At 47.3% G+C, this 22,196-nt stretch carries 20 protein-coding genes; 2 read left to right on the top strand and 18 right to left on the bottom strand.

Annotated elements, in window-relative coordinates; genetic code table 11:
• The first annotated feature begins 40 nt into the window (after positions 1-40).
• On the top strand, positions 41-3,211 hold the full coding sequence (locus FS818_RS23330) for a hybrid sensor histidine kinase/response regulator (RefSeq protein ID WP_313960483.1): 3,171 nt from the start codon (positions 41-43) through the stop codon (positions 3,209-3,211).
• A 128-nt stretch (positions 3,212-3,339) separates the two neighbouring features.
• On the opposite strand, the gene FS818_RS23325 is transcribed toward FS818_RS23330, so the two are convergent.
• From FS818_RS23325 to FS818_RS23265, 13 genes are all read right to left on the bottom strand, one after another.
• Entirely contained in the window at positions 3,340-4,845 is a 1,506-nt protein-coding gene (locus tag FS818_RS23325) for a malate:quinone oxidoreductase (protein ID WP_145335157.1), read from the bottom strand.
• A 405-nt stretch (positions 4,846-5,250) separates the two neighbouring features.
• Positions 5,251-6,033, bottom strand: coding sequence for an ABC transporter ATP-binding protein (locus FS818_RS23320; protein ID WP_145335155.1), 783 nt, complete (start codon positions 6,031-6,033; stop codon positions 5,251-5,253).
• On the bottom strand, positions 6,030-6,830 hold the full coding sequence (locus FS818_RS23315; RefSeq protein WP_145335153.1) for an ABC transporter ATP-binding protein: 801 nt from the start codon (positions 6,828-6,830) through the stop codon (positions 6,030-6,032). Before FS818_RS23315 ends, FS818_RS23320 begins: the two co-directional genes overlap by 4 nt.
• Positions 6,827-7,681, bottom strand: a complete 855-nt coding sequence (nikC, locus tag FS818_RS23310) for a nickel transporter permease (protein ID WP_145335151.1) — start codon at positions 7,679-7,681, stop codon at positions 6,827-6,829. Before nikC ends, FS818_RS23315 begins: the two co-directional genes overlap by 4 nt.
• Positions 7,678-8,625, bottom strand: a complete 948-nt coding sequence (gene nikB, locus FS818_RS23305; protein WP_145335149.1) for a nickel ABC transporter permease — start codon at positions 8,623-8,625, stop codon at positions 7,678-7,680. The genes nikC and nikB overlap by 4 nt, the downstream gene beginning before the upstream one ends.
• Entirely contained in the window at positions 8,625-10,196 is a 1,572-nt protein-coding gene (nikA, locus tag FS818_RS23300) for a nickel ABC transporter substrate-binding protein (protein WP_145335147.1), read from the bottom strand. The genes nikB and nikA overlap by 1 nt, the downstream gene beginning before the upstream one ends.
• A 178-nt stretch (positions 10,197-10,374) precedes the next feature.
• The gene (locus FS818_RS23295; RefSeq protein ID WP_145335145.1) at positions 10,375-10,896 is read right to left on the bottom strand and encodes an SUKH-4 family immunity protein; all 522 of its coding nucleotides are present in this window, start codon (positions 10,894-10,896) and stop codon (positions 10,375-10,377) included.
• Positions 10,897-10,944: 48 nt separating this feature from the next.
• On the bottom strand, positions 10,945-11,442 hold the full coding sequence (locus FS818_RS23290) for a hypothetical protein (RefSeq protein WP_145335143.1): 498 nt from the start codon (positions 11,440-11,442) through the stop codon (positions 10,945-10,947).
• Between the two features lie 69 nt (positions 11,443-11,511).
• A complete protein-coding gene (locus tag FS818_RS23285) occupies positions 11,512-11,841 on the bottom strand; it encodes a hypothetical protein (protein WP_145335141.1) in 330 nt (109 codons plus the stop codon).
• A 2-nt stretch (positions 11,842-11,843) separates the two neighbouring features.
• The gene (locus FS818_RS23280; RefSeq protein WP_145335139.1) at positions 11,844-12,356 is read right to left on the bottom strand and encodes a hypothetical protein; all 513 of its coding nucleotides are present in this window, start codon (positions 12,354-12,356) and stop codon (positions 11,844-11,846) included.
• 399 nt (positions 12,357-12,755) lie between these two features.
• Positions 12,756-13,169 carry a hypothetical protein gene (locus FS818_RS23275; protein ID WP_145335137.1) on the bottom strand — a complete coding sequence of 138 codons (414 nt, stop codon included), beginning with the start codon at positions 13,167-13,169 and terminating at the stop codon, positions 12,756-12,758.
• Positions 13,170-13,198: 29 nt separating this feature from the next.
• On the bottom strand, positions 13,199-14,404 hold the full coding sequence (locus FS818_RS23270; protein WP_145335135.1) for a WXG100 family type VII secretion target: 1,206 nt from the start codon (positions 14,402-14,404) through the stop codon (positions 13,199-13,201).
• A gap of 193 nt (positions 14,405-14,597) precedes the next feature.
• Positions 14,598-15,401, bottom strand: a complete 804-nt coding sequence (locus tag FS818_RS23265; protein ID WP_145335133.1) for a DNA-binding protein — start codon at positions 15,399-15,401, stop codon at positions 14,598-14,600.
• A 168-nt stretch (positions 15,402-15,569) separates the two neighbouring features.
• On the opposite strand from FS818_RS23265, the gene FS818_RS23260 reads away from it, so the two are divergent.
• A complete protein-coding gene (locus FS818_RS23260) occupies positions 15,570-15,923 on the top strand; it encodes a helix-turn-helix domain-containing protein (protein ID WP_145335131.1) in 354 nt (117 codons plus the stop codon).
• Between the two features lie 73 nt (positions 15,924-15,996).
• Here the strand turns inward: FS818_RS23260 and FS818_RS23255 are convergent, their stop codons facing one another.
• The 5 genes from FS818_RS23255 to FS818_RS23235 form a co-directional block, all read right to left on the bottom strand.
• Positions 15,997-17,697, bottom strand: a complete 1,701-nt coding sequence (locus FS818_RS23255) for a histidine kinase N-terminal 7TM domain-containing diguanylate cyclase (protein ID WP_145335129.1) — start codon at positions 17,695-17,697, stop codon at positions 15,997-15,999.
• A gap of 428 nt (positions 17,698-18,125) precedes the next feature.
• Positions 18,126-18,305: a hypothetical protein gene (locus FS818_RS23250; protein ID WP_145335127.1), complete on the bottom strand. Its 180-nt coding sequence runs from the start codon at positions 18,303-18,305 to the stop codon at positions 18,126-18,128.
• A gap of 48 nt (positions 18,306-18,353) precedes the next feature.
• A complete protein-coding gene (locus FS818_RS23245) occupies positions 18,354-19,124 on the bottom strand; it encodes an AAC(3) family N-acetyltransferase (protein WP_145335125.1) in 771 nt (256 codons plus the stop codon).
• 260 nt (positions 19,125-19,384) lie between these two features.
• Positions 19,385-20,809: an L-arabinose isomerase gene (araA, locus tag FS818_RS23240; RefSeq protein ID WP_145335123.1), complete on the bottom strand. Its 1,425-nt coding sequence runs from the start codon at positions 20,807-20,809 to the stop codon at positions 19,385-19,387.
• 690 nt (positions 20,810-21,499) lie between these two features.
• Positions 21,500-22,195 (bottom strand): L-ribulose-5-phosphate 4-epimerase, encoded by a 696-nt coding sequence (locus FS818_RS23235; RefSeq protein ID WP_090923505.1) that lies wholly within the window; start codon positions 22,193-22,195, stop codon positions 21,500-21,502.
• Between the last annotated feature and the right edge of the window lies 1 nt (position 22,196).

The following is a 22,196-nucleotide window of genomic DNA, read 5'->3' as shown; positions in this document are numbered from 1 at the left end:
GACTCTCATCGAACCCGACGGTGCAGGAGTTAGACGAAACGTGTCGAAATTAAAATCTGCCATGAAACCAATAACAAAGTTGAAAATACCTAGATATGTCGTGTTGTCTCTTGTCTTTTTAACCATTTTACTTAGCTTTCGCTGGATATGGTCCGCCTCTTTTGCTATACCGGATCATCCAGAACCCGTTCGAGGTGTGTTGGATCTTCGCGGTTGGGATCTTGCCAATGCTTCACCAATCTCTCTGGATGGAGAATGGAAGTTCACACCCCATGCATTGATCTCTGGCGGAGAGGATGCAAATACGGATTCAGAAACGGGTTCTGATATGGGGCCAGACACACCTTCCACCTGGGTCCAAGTGCCGGGCGACTGGCGTAATGCGTTACAATCACGCTCTACATCGTCGTTCGGATATGGAACGTACCAGCTTCGCATACTGTTAGACCCTTCGGTGAAGGATATATCCCTCTGGGCTCAGAAAATTCAAACCTCATCCATCATCGAGATCAACGGAACGATTGTTGCCAAGTTTGGTCAACCTGCTAGCAATGCCCAAAGCTACCAACCAGAAAGGACTGCATTTGTAACTTCCTATGCACTCGACAAGACAAGCGAACTTACTCTACTTGTGCAGACAGCCAATTTCGACGACCCATTCAGTGGAGGCATTACGCGTTCTCTATACTTGGGTTCTCCTGAAGCCATTGGAAGTGAACGGGGGCTATCGATTGATTTGCAGAAAATCACGTTTGCCATACTGCTTCTGCACAGCCTATATGCCTTTGTCATGTTTCTGTTTATCCGGAAGCAGCGAGCACTGCTCACGTTCTCATTGTTAATACTGGCAACAGCCTTAACGGTTGTCTCTGACCATGACAATCTGTTATTAAGCTGGCTGCCCTTAAATTTCACCTGGATGGTTAAAGCCAAAGCTATTTCATATGTTTCATTTGCGCTTTTCCTTCTTATGCTGGCCAGAAGTTTTGCGAATCCGAATCATGGGCGAAAGCTCTTTCTTGCATATGCCGGCGTTGTAGGAGGATATCTATTATTTTTGCTCATTGCTCCCGTAACGCTTGTGTACCAAGCACTTCATACTCAGATCCCTGATTTTCTGTATTTGTTCGCCATTGGTTGGTCTGTGTTCCTGTTCTTCAAAATGGCTGCAGCCAAACAAAGCGATGCGAGCTTTTTGCTCTTTGCTGCAATGAGCAGTTTTTCCAGTGTGCTGTGGGGAATCGTGAACTCACACAACGAAATCACCAATGTGTATTATCCGATCGATGTCATTGCAGCCATATTTGGCTTTGCAGCCTACTGGTTCAGGAAATATTTCCGCAATGCCACTGAAATTGAGAAACTGTATGAACAGCTCAAAGTGGAGGACCAGCAAAAAGATCAATTCCTGGTGAACACCGCGCATGAACTGCGCACTCCCCTGCATGGGATTATTAACATCGCCGAAAGCATTGCGGTGCGCGAACAGCGTAAATCCGGAGGACAGCATACAGAAGACATGAAGCTGTTAGTGAACATCGGAAGACAGATGTCGCAATTAATTGATGACCTTCTGGATGTCATTCGCCTGAGGGAAAAACGCATCATATTGCAGAAAAAACCGTTATCCCTCGCCTCCGTCATATCCGGCGTCATTGGTATGTTCCGATTTATGGCGGAGGGCAAGCGAGTCCAGATCATCGTGGATACTCCCGATGGATTACCGCTTGTTCAGGCGGATGAGAGACGGCTTGTTCAGATCCTGTACAATCTGCTGCATAATGCGCTCAAATTCACGGATGAGGGCACCATTACGATATCGGTCAGAGCAGATGAACATAGCGTCATTATGCAAGTATCGGATACGGGTACGGGAATCAGCGAGGAGTTACAAGAACGAATATTTGAAGCTTATGAGCAAGGTACTACTCAAGCACGTTTGAGTGGGGGAATTGGGCTGGGGTTAAGCATTAGTAAACAGCTCACAGAGCTTCACGGCGGTGCACTCACTGTGCAGTCCGTGCTTGGACAAGGATCTACTTTTCAAGTTTTGTTGCCGCGAGAAGATACACCTGCATTATACCAACAGACCGATCAGACGGAGCAGTCGAGATGGGGTGTCCATCATTTGAGTGAGGTTGCTGTGAGCCTAGATGAAGAGCAACATCCCGTGAATCCCGTCATACCAGGGAAAACCACTGCTCGCATTCTTGCTGTCGATGATGATCCGGTCAACTTACGTGTACTCATCTCGATGCTGTCGAATGAACCCTATGATATACAACCGGCCACTTCAGCGTTAGAAGCACTTGAACTTCTGAATACGCAGTCATGGGATTTATTAATTGCGGATGTGATGATGCCTCATATGTCCGGTTACGAACTGACAGAGAGCGTGCGTAAACGTTATTCCGTATCGGAGCTTCCTATTCTGTTGTTAACGGCCAGGAACGAACCTGCTGATATTTATGCCGGATTCATGGCCGGTGCTACTGATTATGTGACCAAGCCTGTTGACGCTGTAGAGCTGAGACATCGCATTGGTTCATTGATTGTGTTGAAACAATCGATTGATGAGAGATTGCGGATGGAAGCCGCTTATTTGCAGGCACAGATCCAGCCGCACTTCCTGTTTAACACACTCAATTCCATTATGATGCTGAGTGAGATCGATACGGATCGAATGCAGCGTCTGGGGGATGCTTTTATCGAATATTTGCAGACCAGCTTCCACTTTGTGAATTCGGAGAAAATGGTAGAGATCACTCATGAGATTGACCTTTCGAAAGCCTATCTCTACATTGAGAAGGAACGATTCGCGGAACGATTAAACGTAGTTTGGGACATTCCAGAAGATATCGACGTGATGCTCCCTCCGCTAACCATCCAACCGCTGATTGAAAATGCCGTTCGCCATGGTGTCCTCAGCCAAGTGGAAGGCGGGACGGTATGGATTCACATCGTCGCCCAAACCGCGGGCACACTGATCGAGATTGAAGATAACGGCTCAGGCATGCAGCCGGAACAGATCGAACAAGCACTCGCATGGCCTAAACCGAATCCGCTAAAGCCTGGAGGCATCGGGTTGACCAATACCCATCGGCGCTTGAATCAGCTCTATGGACAAGGATTGACGATCGTCAGCTCTCCTGGGCAAGGGACGAAGGTTTCCTTTTTTATTCCTGATCAAGCAGAGTTGGATTCGTTTTAAGTTAAGAAGGGAAAAACTAAAACACAAAAAGCTGGGCCTGGATTTAATCCGGACTCAGCTTTTTTTACTTTTTATATTGTTGCCCTTTTGCTTGCTTCACTTTTTGGCTTCATGAAGCACTTTATTCATTACACATGCAATGCTTGCTTCTCATCCGACAATCCCAGCGATTTCGCCGTAGACAGATTCACCTCGCGTAATAGATCGAGATTCTCTGCAAGCGAGATGCCGTAAGACGGGATCATCTCTTTGATCTTTGGTTCCCATTCCTTGATATGCTGCGGGAAACAACGCTCCAGAATCTCCAGCATAACTTGAACCGCCGTCGAAGCACCCGGCGATGCGCCTAGCAGTGCCGCAATGGAGCCATCTGCCGCAGTTACGACTTCCGTTCCGAACTGCAGCGTGCCTTTGCCGCCCTGAACCGTGTCCTTGATGACCTGCACACGTTGACCGGCCAGCACCATATCCCAATCCTCGCTCTTCGCACTCGGCACGAAATCACGCAATTCCTTCATGCGCTGTTCCTTGGTTAACATGAGCTGTTGAATAAGGTATTTGGTGAGTGAGAGCTCCTTCACACCCGCCGCAAGCATCGTTAAGAGGTTATGCAGTTTCACCGAAGCAATGAGGTCTGCATTCGATCCGGTTTTCAAGAACTTCGGCGAGAAACCGGCGAATGGCCCAAACAGCAGCGACTTCTGGTTGTCGATGTAACGTGTATCCAGATGTGGTACTGACATCGGCGGAGCACCTACGGAAGCTTTGCCATATACTTTGGCATGATGCTGTTCCACGACTTTTGGATTTTTGCACACCATGAAGATCCCGCTTACCGGGAATCCCCCGATATGTTTACCTTCCGGAATGCCGGACTTCTGGAGCAGATGCAGACTTCCGCCGCCCGCACCGATGAAGACGAATTTCGCCCGATGACGTTCAACGGCTCCGCTTGTCAGATTTTTCACAGTCAATTCCCATGACTTATCACTCTTGCGTTTAATGTTCTTCACGCTATGTTTATAGTGGACTTCCACCTTTTGTTCCTGCAGATGTTTCAGTAGCATACGCGTTAAAGCACCAAAGTTAACGTCCGTACCGGAGTCAATCTTGGTCGCCGCAACCGGCTCGTTGCTTGTACGTTCTTTCATCATCAGCGGCATCCACTTCGCCAGCTCCTCCCGGTTGTCCGAGAAATCCATGCCTGCGAACAGCGGATGATTTGACAAGGTGTCGTACCGTCTTTTCAGAAACTGCACATTACTCTCGCCATGCACGTAACTGAGGTGAGGAATCGGCATAATGAAGTCCCTCGGATTCCGAATCAGACGACTGTTCACCAGATAGGACCAAAATTGCTTGGAAACCTGGAATTGCTCGTTCACCTTAATGGCTTTACTAATATCTACGGTTTTGTCTGGTCGTTCAACAGTATAGTTAAGTTCGCACAGCGCAGCATGCCCGGTTCCGGCATTATTCCACTCATTCGAGCTTTCTTCTCCTGCCGTGGCAAGCTTCTCAAAAACCTTAATATTCCAGTCTGGTGCCAATTCTTTAAGCAAAGTTCCCAAAGTTGCACTCATAATTCCGGCACCGATCAAGATTACATCTGTACTCGTTTGTCCCTGGCTCATGTCTACCGTCCTTATATCCTATATTTGCCAAAAGGATGTAAGCGTTATCGATTTGGCATTGGCCGCAAGCCCACTCTTCGAGGGTTCACGCCTTGTCTGAATGAATATAACCTTGAACTAGTGTATCAATAATATTGAGCAATTTAAATATGCAATTTCAAGATATTTGCTATTCCCTCAGTATACGCTAGTTTGCCGCGGTTCGTTAGCCCGGTTATAGGCCTGAAAGATTTATTTGTTCATTACAAAGAAGGAACTCTTCATTGCGCGGTAAAGGACTCTGTTTTTAAAGCCTATGATGCTCTGTGAAAAAGAGTGCATAAAGAGCCGCATGCTTCATAACCTTCGCATAACGGCTCTTATTATAGAAAGAAGTCAGTCCACACGCTCATACACGCCACGTCCTCAGAATATCGAGATCAGTTCCTTCGTATACGGGTGGCGTTCCCCGGCGAACAACGCATCCGCGCCAAACCGGTCTACGATCTGCCCGGATTGCATGACGATAATCCGCTGGCTCATCCGGTGCACCGCCGCCAGATCATGTGAAATGAACAGATAGGACAGGCCAAGTGAAGTACGTAAATGAGTGAGTAGTTGCAAAATCGCTCCCTGTGAGATGACGTCCAGACTGGCAGTCGGCTCATCCAAGACAACGACATCCGGTTCTATGCCGATGGCCCGCGCAATCGTAACACGCTGTCGCTGCCCGCCGCTCAGCTCATGCGGATAGCGGCTCGCCAATTCACTCGGAAGCTCTACGGCCTCTAACAGCTGGCGGATGTAAGCTTCCTTCGATGTATAAGTGAAGTGCGCGAGGCTGGCATCCCGGCCTAGCTGCTCATAGGGGTCGATCAAAGATGCGCCAATGGTAAGCTTCGGATTCAATGCAGCCGAAGGATTCTGGAAAACAATCTGAATTTTGCGACGGTGTGGTCGCAAACGGCGTCCATCCAGCCGGGCGATATCCTGCCCGCCAAGCTGGATCGAGCCACGATCCGCATCCTCGATGCGAAGTAGACAGCGGGCCAGCGTGCTTTTGCCACAGCCGCTCTCTCCGACAAGACCCAGGCATTCGCCGCGATTCAGGGTGAAGGAGATACCGTTGATGGCTGGGTGTTCCGCACCAGCATAGGTACGGGTGAGCTGTTCCACACGTAACACGACTTGGCTGGCTTGGCTTCTCACTCCGCGCCCACCTCCTTCAAACCAGACTTCAATTCATTACTCAATACAGGCGCTGCTTCAATCAATTGGCGTGTATATTCATGCTGGGGATGATCCAGAATCCGGTGTTTGCCGCCCGATTCTACGATCTGCCCTTCTTTCATGACAGACAAGCGATTTGCATATCGGCGCACATGCCGCCAATCATGCGTAATGAACAGGATTGCACAGCCCGTCTCGGCTTGCTTGCGTGTGAGCAGTTCCAATACGCGATGCGTGGACATGCTATCCAGCGCTGTCGTTGCTTCATCGGCAATGAGCAACCGTGGTGAGAGCATAAGTGAAGTAGCAATGGAGGCACGCTGTAGCTGACCCCCGCTCAGCTGAAACGGATAGCGGCGAAGAAGCTCCGGGCTGAGTCCAACAGACTCCAGTGCTTCTGCGGCACGCTTTTTACGGATCGTTGCAGACTTCTCTCCATGCACCTTCTGGTATTCATCAAAGTGTCCGCCAATGCTGCGAAAAGGGGTAAATGCTCCCTGATAGTCCTGAAAAATATACGAGATATCGCGTCCACGCAGCGCACGCATCTCCTTCGGCTTCCGTTCGAGCAGGTTATTGCCTTCGAACAGAACACGCCCAGATGCACGCAGGTTGGTCGGCAACAGCTGTCCGATCGCCTGCGAGAGCAGGCTTTTGCCACTGCCGCTCTGTCCCACGAGCGCCATGAATTCCCCTTCGCGGACGGCAAGGGATACACTGTCCACAATCGTCCGCTCCCGGCTGAAGATGCTCAACTCCTGGGTGGAGAGAATCATGACTGCACCTCCTTTTTCACATCGAACCGGTCTCTCAGGTAGTCTCCCAGCATATTCGCCAGTAGCACAACGGAGACAATAGCGAGTCCCGGAAAGACCATTAGTTCAGGTCTGGATTGGAAATAAGGACGCGAGTCATTCAGCATCGCTCCCCATTCAGGTGTCGGCGGCTGTGCGCCTAGTCCAATGTAGGATAAGGATGAGATCAGCAGGATGATTTTGCCGAGATCCAGACTAGCCAGTACCAGCACATGACCTGCAATATGCGGTAGCAGATGTTTGGTCATGATTCGTGCATCGGACAGACCGTTGGTTCGGGCTACACGGATGTAATCCTTTTGCGACTCGGATAGGACGGTGCTTCGAACCAGACGCGCGTAACTCACCCATTTCACGATAACAATCGCCAGCACCAGATTGCCGATGCCTGCACCAAGCAGACCGCTCAGTACAATCGCCACGATGGTGTCCGGAAAAGCCAGAAACGCATCCGCGATACGCGTGAATAACTTGTCGATCCAGCCGCGTTTGTAGCCTGCGATCAAGCCAAACGGAATGCCGATAAGCAATGCTGCGCCGAGCGCCAGCAGGCTGTAACCAAGCGTCTGGCCGCCGCCGAGAAGCAAGCGTGTCAGCACATCACGGCCCAAGTGGTCGGTGCCCAGCGGATGAAGCGCGCTCATCCCTTGCAGCCTGCTGCGCAGGTCGGTGAGGGTATGATCATGTTTCAGATATAGAAAGGCATACAGGGAGGCCGCGATAACGAGCAGTGCAAACAGCATGCCGATGATGGCCTGCCAGCTGTGCTTTTTTGTTTTGGTTGACGGCATGCGCAGGGGCATCGTTTTCATCGGTGGGCCTCCCTTTCCTTCAATTTCATCTCGGGATTCAAATAGCGATAAGACAGATCTACCGCCGTATTCACCAGGAACACGACAACCGCCATGATCAGGATGTATCCCTGAATCAATGGATAATCGCGCTGGCGAATGGCATCCACAACCAGCTTGCCGATCCCCGGATAAGCAAATAACACTTCAATTACCACAACACCGCCAATCAGACTGCCCAGACTAACTCCAAATACGGTGATCACCGGAGGCAGACTGTGTCTGAAGGCATGCAGGAAGAAGATACGACCCTCGGAAAGCCCTCTGGCCCGGGCAGATCGCACAAACTCCTGACTCAGAGAGTCCAGCAAGCTGGAACGCAAAAGACGCACATAAACGCTGGAGATGGCAAGTCCCAGCGTCAGTGATGGCAGCATAAGTGAGGTGAATCCGTCTCGTCCCATTGTGGGCAGACTGCCGAATCGCACACCGAACAGATCAATCAGGATGAGTCCTAGCCAGAAGCTGGGCACAGCCGCACCCACAATGGACAGGATGCGGCTGCCCTGATCGATCCAGCTACCCCGATAAATTGCTGAAAGAGAGCCGAGCGGTATAGCAACAATCAGCATAACTAGCAGTGCTCCAATTGTTAGCTCAGCTGTAGCTGGCAGTGCGCGCATCAGTGTCTGCATTACCGGCTGGCCTGTCGAGTAGGACACACCAAAGTCCATCCGTACAAAATCAAGCAGCCAGCGGCCAAATTGCACGGGAAGCGAGTCATTAAAACCCATCTCCTCGCGCAATGCCTCAACTTGTTCCTTGCTCACCGATAATTCCTCAACATTCAGGATGGTTAACACCGGATCGCCGGGAGCAAGCCGGATGAACAGGAAACTCACGAACATAATGAAGAGCAGAAATACAAATACCTCCAGAAACTTGCGAAGCAAAATGCGAAACATTACATCACATCCAGCTTGTTTGTAATCATGTAATATTCACTGCGCGTGGTGACCCAGTTCTTCACCTTCTTGCCGTTGTAGGCCACAATCGTTGCTGGATGCAGTACAAAGGAGTTCAGCACGTTATCATGTACATAATTGGCTGCTTTCTCTGCCAGCTCCGCGCGTTTCTGCGGTTCAACCGTAAGGTTCAGTTCGTCAATGATCTTGGTCAGTGCCGGATCTTCCGATCCGCTGAAGTTCAGCGCACCCTTCGGATGGTATGTCGCATTCAGATAATAACCCGCATCACCGCGTGGAGCGGTCAGATTACTGTATGTAGCGATGTCCCAATCCCGGTTGGAAGCCATGTACTCTTCCGGTGTATCAATCTGACGGATCTGTACATCGATCCCGATCTTTTTCGCATCGGATTGGAATACCTGTGCGATCAGCGGCAGATCGGCGCGTGACGAATAAGTAAGCAGCGTCAGCTTGAGTGGTTTGCCGTCTTTGCTCATTACGCCGTTCTGCTGCGTGTAACCAGCTTCGCCAAGATATTTTACAGCCACATCTGAACCGGCCTCCGTTGTTGCATGTGTATATTTAGGTGCAAAAGGCAACGATGGCAGGAATGGTCCAATGGCAGGCTCCCCATAGCCAAGCAGGATTGTATCAACAATGCCTTTGCGGTCAATCAGCGCGTCGAGCGCACGGCGGACATTCACATCCTTGATGCTCTCCCGTTGCATATTCATCGTCAACTGGTGCACGCGGAACGTAGATGTGGATTCAACTTTTAACCCGTCGATGGCTTTGAGGGATTCCAGACTCTCTACTTCCGGGCGGTAGACAATGTCTACTTGACCGGACTTTAATGCGAGTGAACGTGCGTTAGCATCTTCATTAAACGAAAATGTTACGGAATCCAGCGGCGAAGCCCCGTCCCAATATGCATCATAACGGCTCAGCTCCAGCTTGCTGCCTGCCGTGAAGGAAGTCAGCTTGAACGGGCCTGTGCCGACAGGTTTGTTCACAATGTCCGGCTCACTAACGTCAATAATCGCCGTGTTCGGATTTACCAGCTCGGATGCAAACTCCGGGAACGGCTCGGTCGTGGTGATCTCCAGTTTGTTCCCCTCGGCTTTGATCGTATCCACCTTCAATGTATTTTGGATGGCCACGTTCTCCTTCAACGCCCGCTCCAGAGATGCTTTAACCGCTTCCCCCGTCATCGGTTTGCCGTTCTGGAAAGTCACATTATCGCGCAACTTAATCGTCCAGTGCTGACCGTCTTTACTCTCCCAGCTCTCGGCAAGCCACGGTGCAACCGTCAGATTGTCCTCATCCAGACGTAACAGCGTTTCCGTAATGCCCGCACGCAGCGGCACATAACTGGAATCCACATGCGGATCAAGTGAACTGGTGGAGAAGTTATATAGGAAGTGAACGTTCTTATTCCCTTGCGTATTGGTATCGCCTTGCGCCGCCGGGCTAGATGTGGATGCTCCGCAAGCGGTAAGTAAGACTGCCGCACTTAGGGCCAAGGAGATTAGTGCCAGCAAAGGCTTCTTTTTCGTAAACAAGGTCATGCCCCTCTCTCATTCTTATTCATATGTTTTTTAATCGTAATAATTATCATCTAAACAATGAGTATTATCTTATCGTAATGATTACGTTTTGACAAGATATTTTTCGTTGGTTGGACACAAAAAAATCCGTCTCTCAAACGAGGGCGGATTGGGTATGTTTTTTGTTTCATATAATGTGCTACAAGCCTGTTTCGTAGTCTTCAAGTAGATGTGACCAGTAGCCTTCAACGTTCTGCATCGCTACAGGGTCAATCTGTTCAAAGTACCTGCGCAATTCGCTGGCATAATGAGCTTGGGTATATGTACCTTCGCTTCTCATTTTAGTAGACAGCTCACTACGAATTAGATGGAATAAGAAGAAGGTTTCTATATTTTTATTTAACGCATATACTGCGGACTTAGCTAGAGAAGAGTTCATATAAAGTATGTCACTCTCTGGCTTGAGATAGAGGCCGCAAGCATCTCGCATACCATAACTCGCAAAGTGGCCAATCTGAATGTATTGCTCGCCTGTGACATCCTTGTCGTGGAACTGATCCAGTCTATAAAAGAAAAAATCATCATATTGCTCGGGTACACCAATCTGGGTTAGAAACTGAGCATTCTCTTCGCTTATACCTCTGAGTATTAACTCGGCATAATCATATTCCAGTACATCTGTGTCATAGTATTCTTTTATCTTTAGAATGTCGATGTTCATCATTCTTATCTCTCCCTGTAGCCGAGTCCAGAACATATCGTCAGATGTTTATTGCTGCCCCCATGCTCTCAGTCCCTCGTCACTTAAATCTATCGGAGCCTGCTTAGACATATATTCTGCATTTGCCAAAGGGAAGACATATCTACCTGTTCTAATCTCACCATGCCGCATGCTAATCCTTCCGCCTCGTTCAATCAGAAGTATCAGGGGTTCATACAGATCATGAAACTTTATAGCCTCTTCATTACCGGACTCGACTAAACTCAGCCATTCTAGATACGCTACACAAGTTCCTTTCATAAAACTGTTCGTTAACTCGCCTAACCGAGGACATTGATCCATTACATCTAAAGTGGAATGATGTCCAAGTGCGCGAGCAGCATTGAAGAATGGGTAGGATGTCTCTAAATGATATGTAGTAATCAGTAATGCTGCTCTGCGGATATAGTCCTGCACCAATGCCATGTTTGAGGGATCATCTACTCGTGAAGAAACACTCCAGTCTATACGTTTTATTCTCTCTATCCCTTTCACAAGCCGATTCATAAATGCACCCGCCTCTTCTTCCTTACAACTATCCGATCCCATGTATTGCCCCAGCAAATCTCCATGCTCTTAGAATATGTACAAAATAACTTCCTCACTGTCAAAAGCATTAGGTAAAATCCGCTGTAAATGCTCCACTCTGTCTTTCATATACTCCAGATCGGGTCCGACCAATCGCTGGATAGCCCACTCTCTCAAACGTCCCAATTCATGCAAGGCATCCTCAAGCTGATGAAAGGCAATCTCGGAGCCATCCTGTATAATCAAGATGTCCAGTTCATGAATAGCTCTCTTCCAGTGCTCATCATAAAAGTCCTGAGATGAGATATTCTCACTAAGCGTTAGTTCCGATTCACGGTCATATAGTTCTCCGCTATATCTATACAGCCCCACTGTCATCACTATCCCTCCATTCCGTTACAATCTATAAGATCCAAGGAATTATCGCTAATATCTTGAACGGGGATCACCCGAGTTCTCCAATACATTAGTGGATATGCTACATCACCTACTTCCAGTTCACCCTTTCGTACAGTAAAAGCCCCGCCTCGTTCGAAGAATTTCAACACTGGCTCGTGCAAATCAGCATTTTGAATCGCATCATCTACTCCTTGATCGATTAATTCGCATACTTCCAGATAGCTATAACAAATGGCCTTCATATAGACATTACGAAGTGTATCCAACTGGGGACAAGCACGGTACACATCAGCATCTATCTCTCTTCCAATCATCTTGGCAAAACTAAATAGGGGATAACCATCTGGGAATAGGCTGAGCTTGTCTAGGAATGAAATCACACGTCTTAAATACTCACTGATTAGTATGTGATGTGAGTTTTGGGGAGAAAAGCTATTCATTTGAAACGAAATCGCAGACAAACGCTCAATCCCTTTAGCTAATGCAGGCCCCAAATCGTTCCCCCTCTCCTCTTAGAATGTCTTAGGAAGGCTCTATACGAATAAAATCAGGCACTGTTCTTTTATATTTAGCCCCATCTTCAAAGTAGATCATGCTTACATGTTCAGATGCCCTGACTCTAGAAATGAAATATGGATTCCATGTATACATGAATCACACCATATATCCAGGAAGCCAATCCTGACACGTAAATCTCCAACATATTGAAAATGGATCGCAGCATGTCCGCAGTTCGGGCATTCTTTCTTCAAATCCTCATCGTCAACATCGAACAATCTCAACCAATCATAAAACGATAATTCAGACATGAGTCCATCTCTCTTTGTGATCCTTCTCAAAGTAATCCCGCCATGTCCTTTTCAATAAAAATGCTAGATCTATGAATTTTCTAGTCAAACGGTTATATTTCGAAGAAAATCTTCTATAATTTTTTTTGTAGCATTACCTGCGCCTGAAAGCGCAGAATTTGCACGCTCTATTACTAGCGGATGATTTATAATTCTTTTTTTATGCTCAGGTGAAGTATAACTTCTTAACGTATCTATACATATTTCAATTAACTCTGTGTCATCGACAGATATCAAAGAAAGTAAAACTTCGAGTTCCCTAGTATCTTGAGTACTGTCCAGACAGTAAGCTAATTTTTTCTGCCAATCAATGGGTTTCCCCAATACTTCTCTGGATAAGAGATTCCAATCTTCAGATCGGAAATCCTCCAATATTTCTGTTGCAATAACACAACCGTCATCATACCAAGAGTCAACTGACGTCTCAGCTGATAGTAAGTGATCTAATTGTCTAAACATATATTTAGTTACCTTTCGTTATATAAAATTTAAAAACCTGCTGGGTATGGAGCATTCGATTCACCTGTAGGATAACCACTGCTGAGGTTATTACCATCTTTGATAACATCTATTTCTACACCATCAATTTTTCCCCGATGCCAAGTAGCACGATCTCTAAGTCTCGATGATATTGCCGGTGTGTCTCCAACAGATTTTATGCTTTCAATAATTTTACCTTCACTCCACCAGTCTGGAAACAGGGTACTGTGCTTCAGTTTTGATATATTTCCATCTTCGAATTGTTTAGTAAAAAGTACATACTTCGTACCATCTGCATTATTCCTTATTACTTCGACAGCATAATTATTATTGTTGTTGTTTATATTAGGTGAGTGTCCACCTATTAATATATTTCTAGGTACTTTTCGTTGTCCTTCTAAAATCTTTGTCTCCATGTCAGGACTAATCACAGTTCTAGGAGTCGATGCTGCTTCTTTGTTATTATCCCCCAATTTTTGATCTATTCTTTCCCTTATCCTAGATGCCAAACCGGATGATGAAGTTCTAAAAGGGCCCGAACGTCCAGGCATACTTCCGCGAACCATCTGAAAAGCCATTAAAATCTGACTGAATTTCAGAGAAGTTACCATCATCTGTGCATATCGATCATTCACTGGTTCGCCTGTGAAGGGATGAATTCGATTTTCAAAGGCTTCAATCTGCAAGGAAATAATATCCTCCCCTGATTCCTCAGTCCCTACAGCTTGCATCTGATTAAAATCCAAATGCCCCTGATCCTTTTGATACGCCTGCAAGGCCGCCTGATCAGTAACTCCATCCTCATTCACAGGCATCTGCACCAGTCTCCCAAACACATTCACTTGTGCCATCCGGTAGCCTTTATCCTCCGAACCCGCATCACTCCCCGAGCTCTGCATCATCGCTACCGCACCCACAGCACCAATAACACCACCCAGACTGCCCTTCTCAGCATCTGCCTGCTCAAACCGCGTAGCAATCTCCGTTAACTCTTTTGAAGTATACAACATGCTCTCCAGTGCTTTCTGTAACACGATACGTGATCTTGCAAAATCACCATAAAATCGCTCCTGCGTCACACCCAGCCATACAGCCTGAAGAAACATAATCTGCCTTGAGAGGTTATCCTGGATATGCTCCAATTGTTGTCTCGCCTGATCCACCTGATTTGATACGTGATGTAATTGTTCAGGGGTCACTTTGATTGTACTCATACGCTTTCTCCGCTCATTTGAAATATGATTATCCTATGTTAGCAGAAGTGAAATATGTAAAACCATCCGGCTAACATCCTGAATTTACCTATAACCCGACATCTGACACACCACTCATCGGTGCTATAGTCCTATATGCATATACCCACATCCAAGTACATCCTACCATTTTCAGTAAACCCAATAACGCTCCCTACTTTATCCCCTCCAAAAACACCCGATACTGCTCAACCTGCTCCTCCGTCGCCATTTTTCGCAACGACTCCAATACCGCTGTACACTTGATAATATGTCGCTCCATCCCCAGCCCGTCCGCTACACGCATCGCCTTCAAAATAAATTCCACCGCCTCCTGCGGCCTTCCCATCCACTGTTCATATAAAGCCCTTTGGTAACAATAATGGTACATATCATCGTTGTTTAATGAATCCAGCGCCACTCCCAACCCATCGACCTTCTCCTCAATCATCTGTATGATAAAATCAATCCGCCACCCCTGCCGCACCGCGGCCTCTGTGATCACCTTCAACCCTGACAAACGTTCCTCCGGATACTCCAGCAACAAGTTCACATAGCCTTCCAGCAGTTCAACCTGTCCCATTTCAATCTCAAGTGCATAACGATGGATTTCGGCTTTCCGTTTGAACTCCTGCACAACTTGCAGCTCTGCTTCATCCAGTCCCTCTATGTCCCCCAATGTTGCATACTGACGGATACAAGCTCGCGCCTGATCGATCTGCCCCAGCTTCTGATAAGCCATACCTCGCTTCATATGACTCCATCCCATGTAATAAACCAATGGACGTTCCGTACGCAAATGAAGTTTAGACCCACCTTCCTCCTGACGTTCCATCCGTTCTTCATATATACACTGCGCACACTGGTACAACACGTCCGCTGTCTCCAGCACCTTGTTCCAATTTTCAAATGCAACAGCCATATCCAGCATATCAACAATAATGTCCGGTTTGAGTGATTTCAGAATAGATGATCGCAAAAAAAGGAAGCCTCCTTTAATTAGCTCATTTGAAATTATTGTATAGATAAACAAAAAGAAGATCAATATAAATTGTACTAATAAGTACTGTTATAGCTGAATTTATTTCATATTCGTTAGTCTGTCATGACTTTATATCCTCTTCTAACCTTAAGTGGAGGTGATCAAATGAGTTTACCAGAAGCGGTTGGTAATCGAATTCGTGAATTAAGAAAGGCCAAAGGTTGGACTCAGGAGCAACTGGCTGAAGCCGCGGGTCTTCATTACAGTTATATTGGTGGAGTTGAACGAGGAGATCGCAACATTTCCTTGGAGACGCTTGAGAAGATCATGAATGGCTTTCAGGTTCCTGCCGAGCAACTTTTTAAATTCAAAGAAGACTCTTCGTACAGAAGAGCCTTGGATGAGCATATGACTTTAGTTAGCGGTCAAAATGCGGAACAAATCGAATCTTTAACCAGAATTAACAAGGAAATTTTGATATCCATTGAAAATGCAAAAAAGCTTTCAGATAAACTTTAATTTGAACATATATATCATACATATTCTTTCCAAGAGCGGAGACTTTGTCTCCACTCTTTTTTCACATTACTTCTCACACCACGCCCCGCGCCAACACCCCATACTCCACCCGGTTCCGGCCTTTTTGCTTTGCCTGATACAGCGCCTTGTCCACTGCATCAAATAGCTGAATTAAATAGCGCTCGCCATCCTCCGGCACGTCGTCGTCCTCATACGCAAAATCATCAATCGATAGAATCCCGACGCTGATCGTAATGGATATATCGCCCAGCTCATGGTTCACCACCATACGGTTGGACTCCACCGCCTGCCTTACACGCTCCGCAATATCAATCGCCAGATCATGCTCCGTATGCGGCAGGTAGATCATGAATTCCTCTCCGCCGTAGCGGGTCAAAATATCCGTACTGCGCACAGATTGACGAAGTGCCTCTGCCGTGCGCACCAGTACTTCGTCCCCAACCACATGACCATAGTGGTCATTAATGGCTTTGAAGTGGTCGATATCGAGTAACATGAGGGAAAACGGCATTTTATATTGCAGGTTCGTGAGCACTTCATGATTCAGATGTTGCGTCAGGTAACGGCGGTTATAACACTGCGTCAGACTGTCCGTCAGCACCAGCTCTTCCAGCTTGCGGTTGGCATCGGATAACTCCTGCCGAATCAGATCCAGTGCCTCATTGCGCTCTTGCAGCGTCTTATACTGCTGATTCATCGCCTTGGCATAGAAGCGCTCCTGCGAGACATCCTGGAACGTCAGCAGATGCCCTAGCGGTGCAAGCGCCGAGTCCACGATCGGAGACGATTGCAGAATGTAGTGACAGAGCTGATGATCCTTCTCCACGATCACTTCGATCTGGCACAGCTCCATTTTTTTCAAACGATACTTGTTCAGAAACGTCCGGGCATCCCCCTCCACAGACACCCCTGCGAGAAATGCATCCATGTCCCAGGCATCCCCCACATGTTGTTCTATGAAAAAACGAGAGGCTTTGTTCACCTCCACAATCACTTCGTTCTCATCCAGCACCAGAATGCCATACGGGATCGTATTAATGACGTCCTCATGGGCGATGGAGACCAGGTTGAACACGTTGTACCTTTTGATGACATACACGAAGAACAGGTCCGACAAGAAGATGCCCAGCGAAGTCAGTCCCGGAATTATTGGCAGCCAGCGGCTCAGCAGTACATTAAGGATCGCATCCAGCGTTGCAAATACAGCCAGAACGAAAATACCCCAAAGGGTAATTTTGACCTGCTTTTGAATCATCGCGGGAGTCTTGGACGAAAATACAGCACGGAACATAATGACGAGGGAAGAAACGAAATAGCTCACCAAAATGAACATCACAACCCAGAACCACGGGCCGTAGGCACGCTCGATATATCCGCCCTCCAGAGGGGTGACAAAATCATGCCATGGATTCGCAACGACCCCAATCGCTCCAATCACAGCGGGTACGAACAGCAACAACAGCCGCCTTTGACTCAGTCGTTCCGCATAACCGGTAATAAACAGCGTCAGCAGCAGCCACCCGCTCCCCAGCAGAGAGACTGCCACAAAGGACAGCAAAACATAAAACAACTGCAAGCCCGGATCATCCGTAAGCGTACTCGCAAATTGACAGAACGGCCACATCATCATCAAACCGTGAAACAAAAAATATACCTTATGTAAATTCGTAATTCTAACGGTAGCAAACACATACACGCCAACACCAAACAATAGCACGAATAACGAAAGATCATACCACACTAATGGGTTCACGAATCTTCTCCTTCTTGGATGCGACAATGATTCCATGATAATCAAGGAAACTCTCATACGTTAATATACTTTTGAATAATAGTAGGGATCTACTTTGCACTTTAGTAGTTCTGTGATTCTTTGATTTCTCATATTTCTAAAAAATACGTATATGCCATGAGTGATTCATATGTGCACTTCTTTATAGCTTCTATTTTGTTCTGGTTAAATTACCCATATCGTACCACACCCCTGATACGCTGAGTAGCCCATTCACTGGAAGTCCGACCAACCTCTGATTGAAATCATGATCTATTTTGCACTTTTGTGAAAGTTTTTGAAGGTTATACGCAAAAAAACGCCCAGCTTTCAAACTGAGCGTCATCCAGCCCGTAACGGGATACGCAACATGCTTTTTTGAAAAGAAAGCTTCACTACTTGTAACTCTCCTACGTCCATGCTATTTCTATTTTTCTTTTCAATCTGTCCATAACTTGCTCATGATCCATCAAAGGTTCTTTAGTAGCAATCTGCTTCTCTGCAACGATTAAACGAAGTTGAAGCTCGTATCTCGCCTCAGTTAGTCCGTTGTTTCCATCCAATTCATTAGAGGACCGTTTACTTCCCACAAAAATCAGACTCCCTTTTCGTTCCTGATATCGACGCTTCAATTCCACTTACTTCAAATCTGCCAACGGCTCATTGTCCGAGAACAGATCCGGGTTTTCCTTCAACATCTCCGTTAGCACCTCGGTTGTTCTGGCTGCATCACAGACACTTGCGACAGCATCCCCGAAACTTCCTTTGTGCATCGCTCCTGCTTGAACCAGCACCTCATCCACCTTCCAGAAGTGCTCTGACCAAGATAATCCGCAATGTCTGCGTGAAGGTACGGAAATTTTTGTTCCATCTGGCAATACGGTATACAGCATCTCATGTTCATCGGTCATTCTGCCCGGAATGTCCACCCACTCCTCGATTCCATGAATAAACGTGTTTCGTTTCAAATCCACCCCCACCAGCAGAATTGTCGCTTTGCGATCAAGTAGCTTGCCCCATGCAGAACCTCGTGCACATGGCGTATCAAAGAGATGATCGTCCTGTGTAAACACCTGTGCGTCCTTACCTAATGCCGCTACAGAGTGTGTAGGATGCCAGGAACGGACAACGTTGGGACGTTTACGGAACAGCTCAGGCAGAATGCCCACACAACAGGAAGACGTTTCCACGTGGAACAATGGATTGCTTTTGTTAATGGTAGACCACGTATGCGTAGGCAAAACGAGCAACCCATCCTTCATATAATCACTCAGCGCATCCAGTACGGTATCTGCTCCGCCTTCCACCTCCCCCATACTCTTCATCGAAGAATGCATCAGCAACGTGCCGTGACGATCTATGCCTAATTCCTCTAGCTGTGCGATAAGACTTTCGTATGTATGTGTCATCTTGGTAACCTCCTTGGGATCGAATGATGTATCGAAAAATAAAACAAAGAGCCGAGATATACTCTCGGCCTCTGTAATTCCACTTTTATACGGCAAGCAGATGCTCGCTTTAACGTTGAACATGCTTTTAAGCTTGATCTCTGATACTCTGATCATACTTCAGACATGAACAGAGTACAACTGAGATTCATTGGTTGCAGTTAGAATTACGTTAATAATCAATGAACTATAAAATGATGATTCCATGTTAGTGAGTATGACTATTTAATCACAACGTACTCCAAGTTCACCAGCTTTGCATACGTGATGATCTGATCTGTCGTCAGGTTCAGAGATACCACCGTGTGGTGTCCGCCGCCATTCTCAATCCAAGCTTTAACGCCGTCTTGGAAGTTCGGTTTTACCGTCCACAACACACGAGCGACTGGCAGATTTGGCGCCGGAACGGTTGGTTCGAAGGCAGATACTTCGTTGATCAGCAATTTATAGTGTGTACCGAAGTCTGCCATGGATACCACGACACCTTCGCCAGCTTTGCCGTCAAAGACGAGACGAGCCGGGTCTTCACGATCGCCAATTCCCAGTGGAGATACGATGATTCTTGGTTTAGTGCTCGCCAGTGTCGGATCAACTTCAAGCATGTGAGATTGAAGAATCGCTTCTTGACCGGCTGCCATTTCATACGTGTAATCTTCCATGAAGCCCGTGTTTTCGTTGTGAGCCATAATTTTGAGCAAACGATCCAGCGCCGCTGTTTTCCAATCCCCTTCACCCGCAAATCCGTAGCCTTGAGCCATCAGGCGTTGTACGGCCAGACCCGGAAGCTGCTTCATGCCGTGCAGGTCTTCGAAGTTCGTTGTGAAGGCTGTGTAACCGCCGTTATCCAGGAACTTTTTGATCGCAATTTCATAGCTTGCTTGCACACGTACACTAGCTTCCCATGCTTCTTTGCTGTTGGTGCCATAATCGAATTCATACAAATCCGCATATTGCGTGATCAACTCATCGATCTCTTGCTCGGTTACAGCGTTTACGTACTCGACGAGGTCACCAATGCCATAGTAGTCTACTGTCCAGCCAAACTGGATTTGAGCTTCGACTTTATCCCCTTCTGTTACCCCTACGTTACGCATGTTATCGCCGAAACGGGCAACTTTGATGTTAAAGCTTTCGTTGTATGCCACCGCTACGTCCATCCAGTCTGCAACCTGCTGCTGCACTTCCGGACGCTCCCAGTAACCCACAACAATTTTATTTTGTTTTCTCAGACGGGCATTAATGAAGCCATATTCACGGTCACCGTGTGCCGCTTGGTTCAGGTTCATGAAGTCCATGTCGATGGTTGCCCATGGAATGCTCTCGTTATATTGCGTTGCGAGGTGAAGCAATGGCTTTTGCAGCAATTTCGTACCGCGAATCCACATTTTTGCTGGAGAGAAAGTATGCATCCAAGTGATGACACCCGCTACTTCGTCGCGGTAGTTCACTTCTTTCATGATGCTGGTGATTTTGTCTGCGGTTACAGCCAGATCTTGCAATACGAGTGGATAAGGGAGTACGCCGCTAGCGTTCAGGGCATCCGTAATTTTCTGTGCGTTCGCTTTAACTTCACCGAGTGCTTCTTCACCGTACAAATGTTGTGAACCGACAACGAACCAAAATTCTTTTGCTGCTGTTGCTGACATGGAATCATCCTCATTTCATTAGATTATAGTTGGATAAATTAGGTTACACCAGGACACTGCGCAGACAGAATAATCTTTCGATCACTGTTATCCCAGATTTCTTTGAATCCCTTATATGAAGGGGAAATCCGGTGATAAAGGTGAACGCTCCGCTTCTACAGCTTTCTTCTGTCTGCTCCGTTAGTGGTGTAAAAAGGTTATACAACTTCGGGTTGGGCAGGGTAGTTACACCGGGTCACTCCGATTGCAGTACCATCTTCCGATCGCTGGTTATCCTCGGATTTCTCTTCCTCCCCTTCTTAAGGGGGAAATCCGATGATAAACGCGAGCGCTTCGCTTCTTCAGATTGGTTCTGCACTCTCCGTTAAATGGTGTAAAAAGTTTTTTTCAACTGCGGGTCGGGCAGGGTAGTTACACCAGGACACTCCGATTGCAATACCATCTTCCGATCACTGGTTATCCTCGGATTTCTTTCCATTCCCCTCTTAAGGGGGAAATCCGATGATAAACGCGAGCGCTTCGCTTCTTCAGATTGGTTCTGCACTCTCCGTTAATGGTGTAAAAAAGTTCTATACAACTTCGGGTCGGGCAGGGTAGTTACAACAGACCACATCGATGACATTGCCATCTTCAATCGCTGGTTACACCGGGTCACTGCGATTGCAGCTTCCCAACCTCTACAGTTCCAGATTACTTCTGGCCGTAATATGCATCCTTGCCGTGTTTACGCAGGTAATGTTTATCCAAAATGCCTTGTGGTAGCTCTTTGGCAAAGTTGTTCAGCTGGCGGGCATACAGGTTCATTTTGCACACTTCCTCCAGCACAACGCTGTTCACTACAGCCGACTTGGCGTCTTTACCCCATGTAAACGGTGCGTGACCATGCAGAAGCACTGCCGGAATCGCCATTACATCCAGGCCGCGCTGCTCGAACGTTTCTATGATTACACGGCCCGTCTCTGCTTCGTATCCGCGATCAATCTCATCCTGGTTCAGGAAACGCGCACATGGCACGGCTCCGTAGAACGTATCGGCGTGAGTCGTTCCCATGACAGGTACGTCCAGGCCTGCTTGCGCCCAGATGGTTGCCCAGGTGGAGTGTGTGTGCACGATGCCGCCAATTTCCTTGTAGTGTTTATATAGGACAGCATGGGTTGCGGTGTCCGAGGAAGGTCTCATCTCCCCTTCCACCACGTTACCGTCGAGATCGACGACAACCATGTCGCTGGCTTTCATTTTTTCATAATCGACTCCGCTTGGTTTAATGACGAACAGACCGCTTTCCCGATCAATCGCGCTCACATTACCCCAAGTGAACTTCACCAGTCCGTGCTTCGGCAGCTCCAGATTGGCCTCAAATACCTCTTGTTTCAGTTGCTCCAACATG

This window comes from Paenibacillus xylanexedens (assembly GCF_007680605.1).
Taxonomy (GTDB): domain Bacteria; phylum Bacillota; class Bacilli; order Paenibacillales; family Paenibacillaceae; genus Paenibacillus; species Paenibacillus xylanexedens_B.
Note: the sequence above shows the minus strand (reverse complement) of the source record. Positions and strands in the feature narration are given on the sequence as shown.

Excerpts from the sequence above, each read along its gene's own strand:
- nikC (WP_145335151.1), bottom strand. The coding sequence starts at position 7,681 with ATGAAAACGATGCCCCTGCGCATGCCGTCAACCAAAACAAAAAAGCAC.
- FS818_RS23325 (WP_145335157.1), bottom strand. The coding sequence starts at position 4,845 with ATGAGCCAGGGACAAACGAGTACAGATGTAATCTTGATCGGTGCCGGA.
- FS818_RS23260 (WP_145335131.1), top strand. The coding sequence starts at position 15,570 with ATGAGTTTACCAGAAGCGGTTGGTAATCGAATTCGTGAATTAAGAAAG.
- FS818_RS23245 (WP_145335125.1), bottom strand. The coding sequence starts at position 19,124 with ATGACACATACATACGAAAGTCTTATCGCACAGCTAGAGGAATTAGGC.
- FS818_RS23270 (WP_145335135.1), bottom strand. The coding sequence starts at position 14,404 with ATGAGTACAATCAAAGTGACCCCTGAACAATTACATCACGTATCAAAT.
- FS818_RS23295 (WP_145335145.1), bottom strand. The coding sequence starts at position 10,896 with ATGAACATCGACATTCTAAAGATAAAAGAATACTATGACACAGATGTA.
- FS818_RS23235 (WP_090923505.1), bottom strand. The coding sequence starts at position 22,195 with ATGTTGGAGCAACTGAAACAAGAGGTATTTGAGGCCAATCTGGAGCTG.
- FS818_RS23285 (WP_145335141.1), bottom strand. The coding sequence starts at position 11,841 with ATGACAGTGGGGCTGTATAGATATAGCGGAGAACTATATGACCGTGAA.
- FS818_RS23275 (WP_145335137.1), bottom strand. The coding sequence starts at position 13,169 with ATGTTTAGACAATTAGATCACTTACTATCAGCTGAGACGTCAGTTGAC.
- nikA (WP_145335147.1), bottom strand. The coding sequence starts at position 10,196 with ATGACCTTGTTTACGAAAAAGAAGCCTTTGCTGGCACTAATCTCCTTG.
- araA (WP_145335123.1), bottom strand. The coding sequence starts at position 20,809 with ATGTCAGCAACAGCAGCAAAAGAATTTTGGTTCGTTGTCGGTTCACAA.
- FS818_RS23290 (WP_145335143.1), bottom strand. The coding sequence starts at position 11,442 with ATGAATCGGCTTGTGAAAGGGATAGAGAGAATAAAACGTATAGACTGG.
- FS818_RS23315 (WP_145335153.1), bottom strand. The coding sequence starts at position 6,830 with ATGATTCTCTCCACCCAGGAGTTGAGCATCTTCAGCCGGGAGCGGACG.
- nikB (WP_145335149.1), bottom strand. The coding sequence starts at position 8,625 with ATGTTTCGCATTTTGCTTCGCAAGTTTCTGGAGGTATTTGTATTTCTG.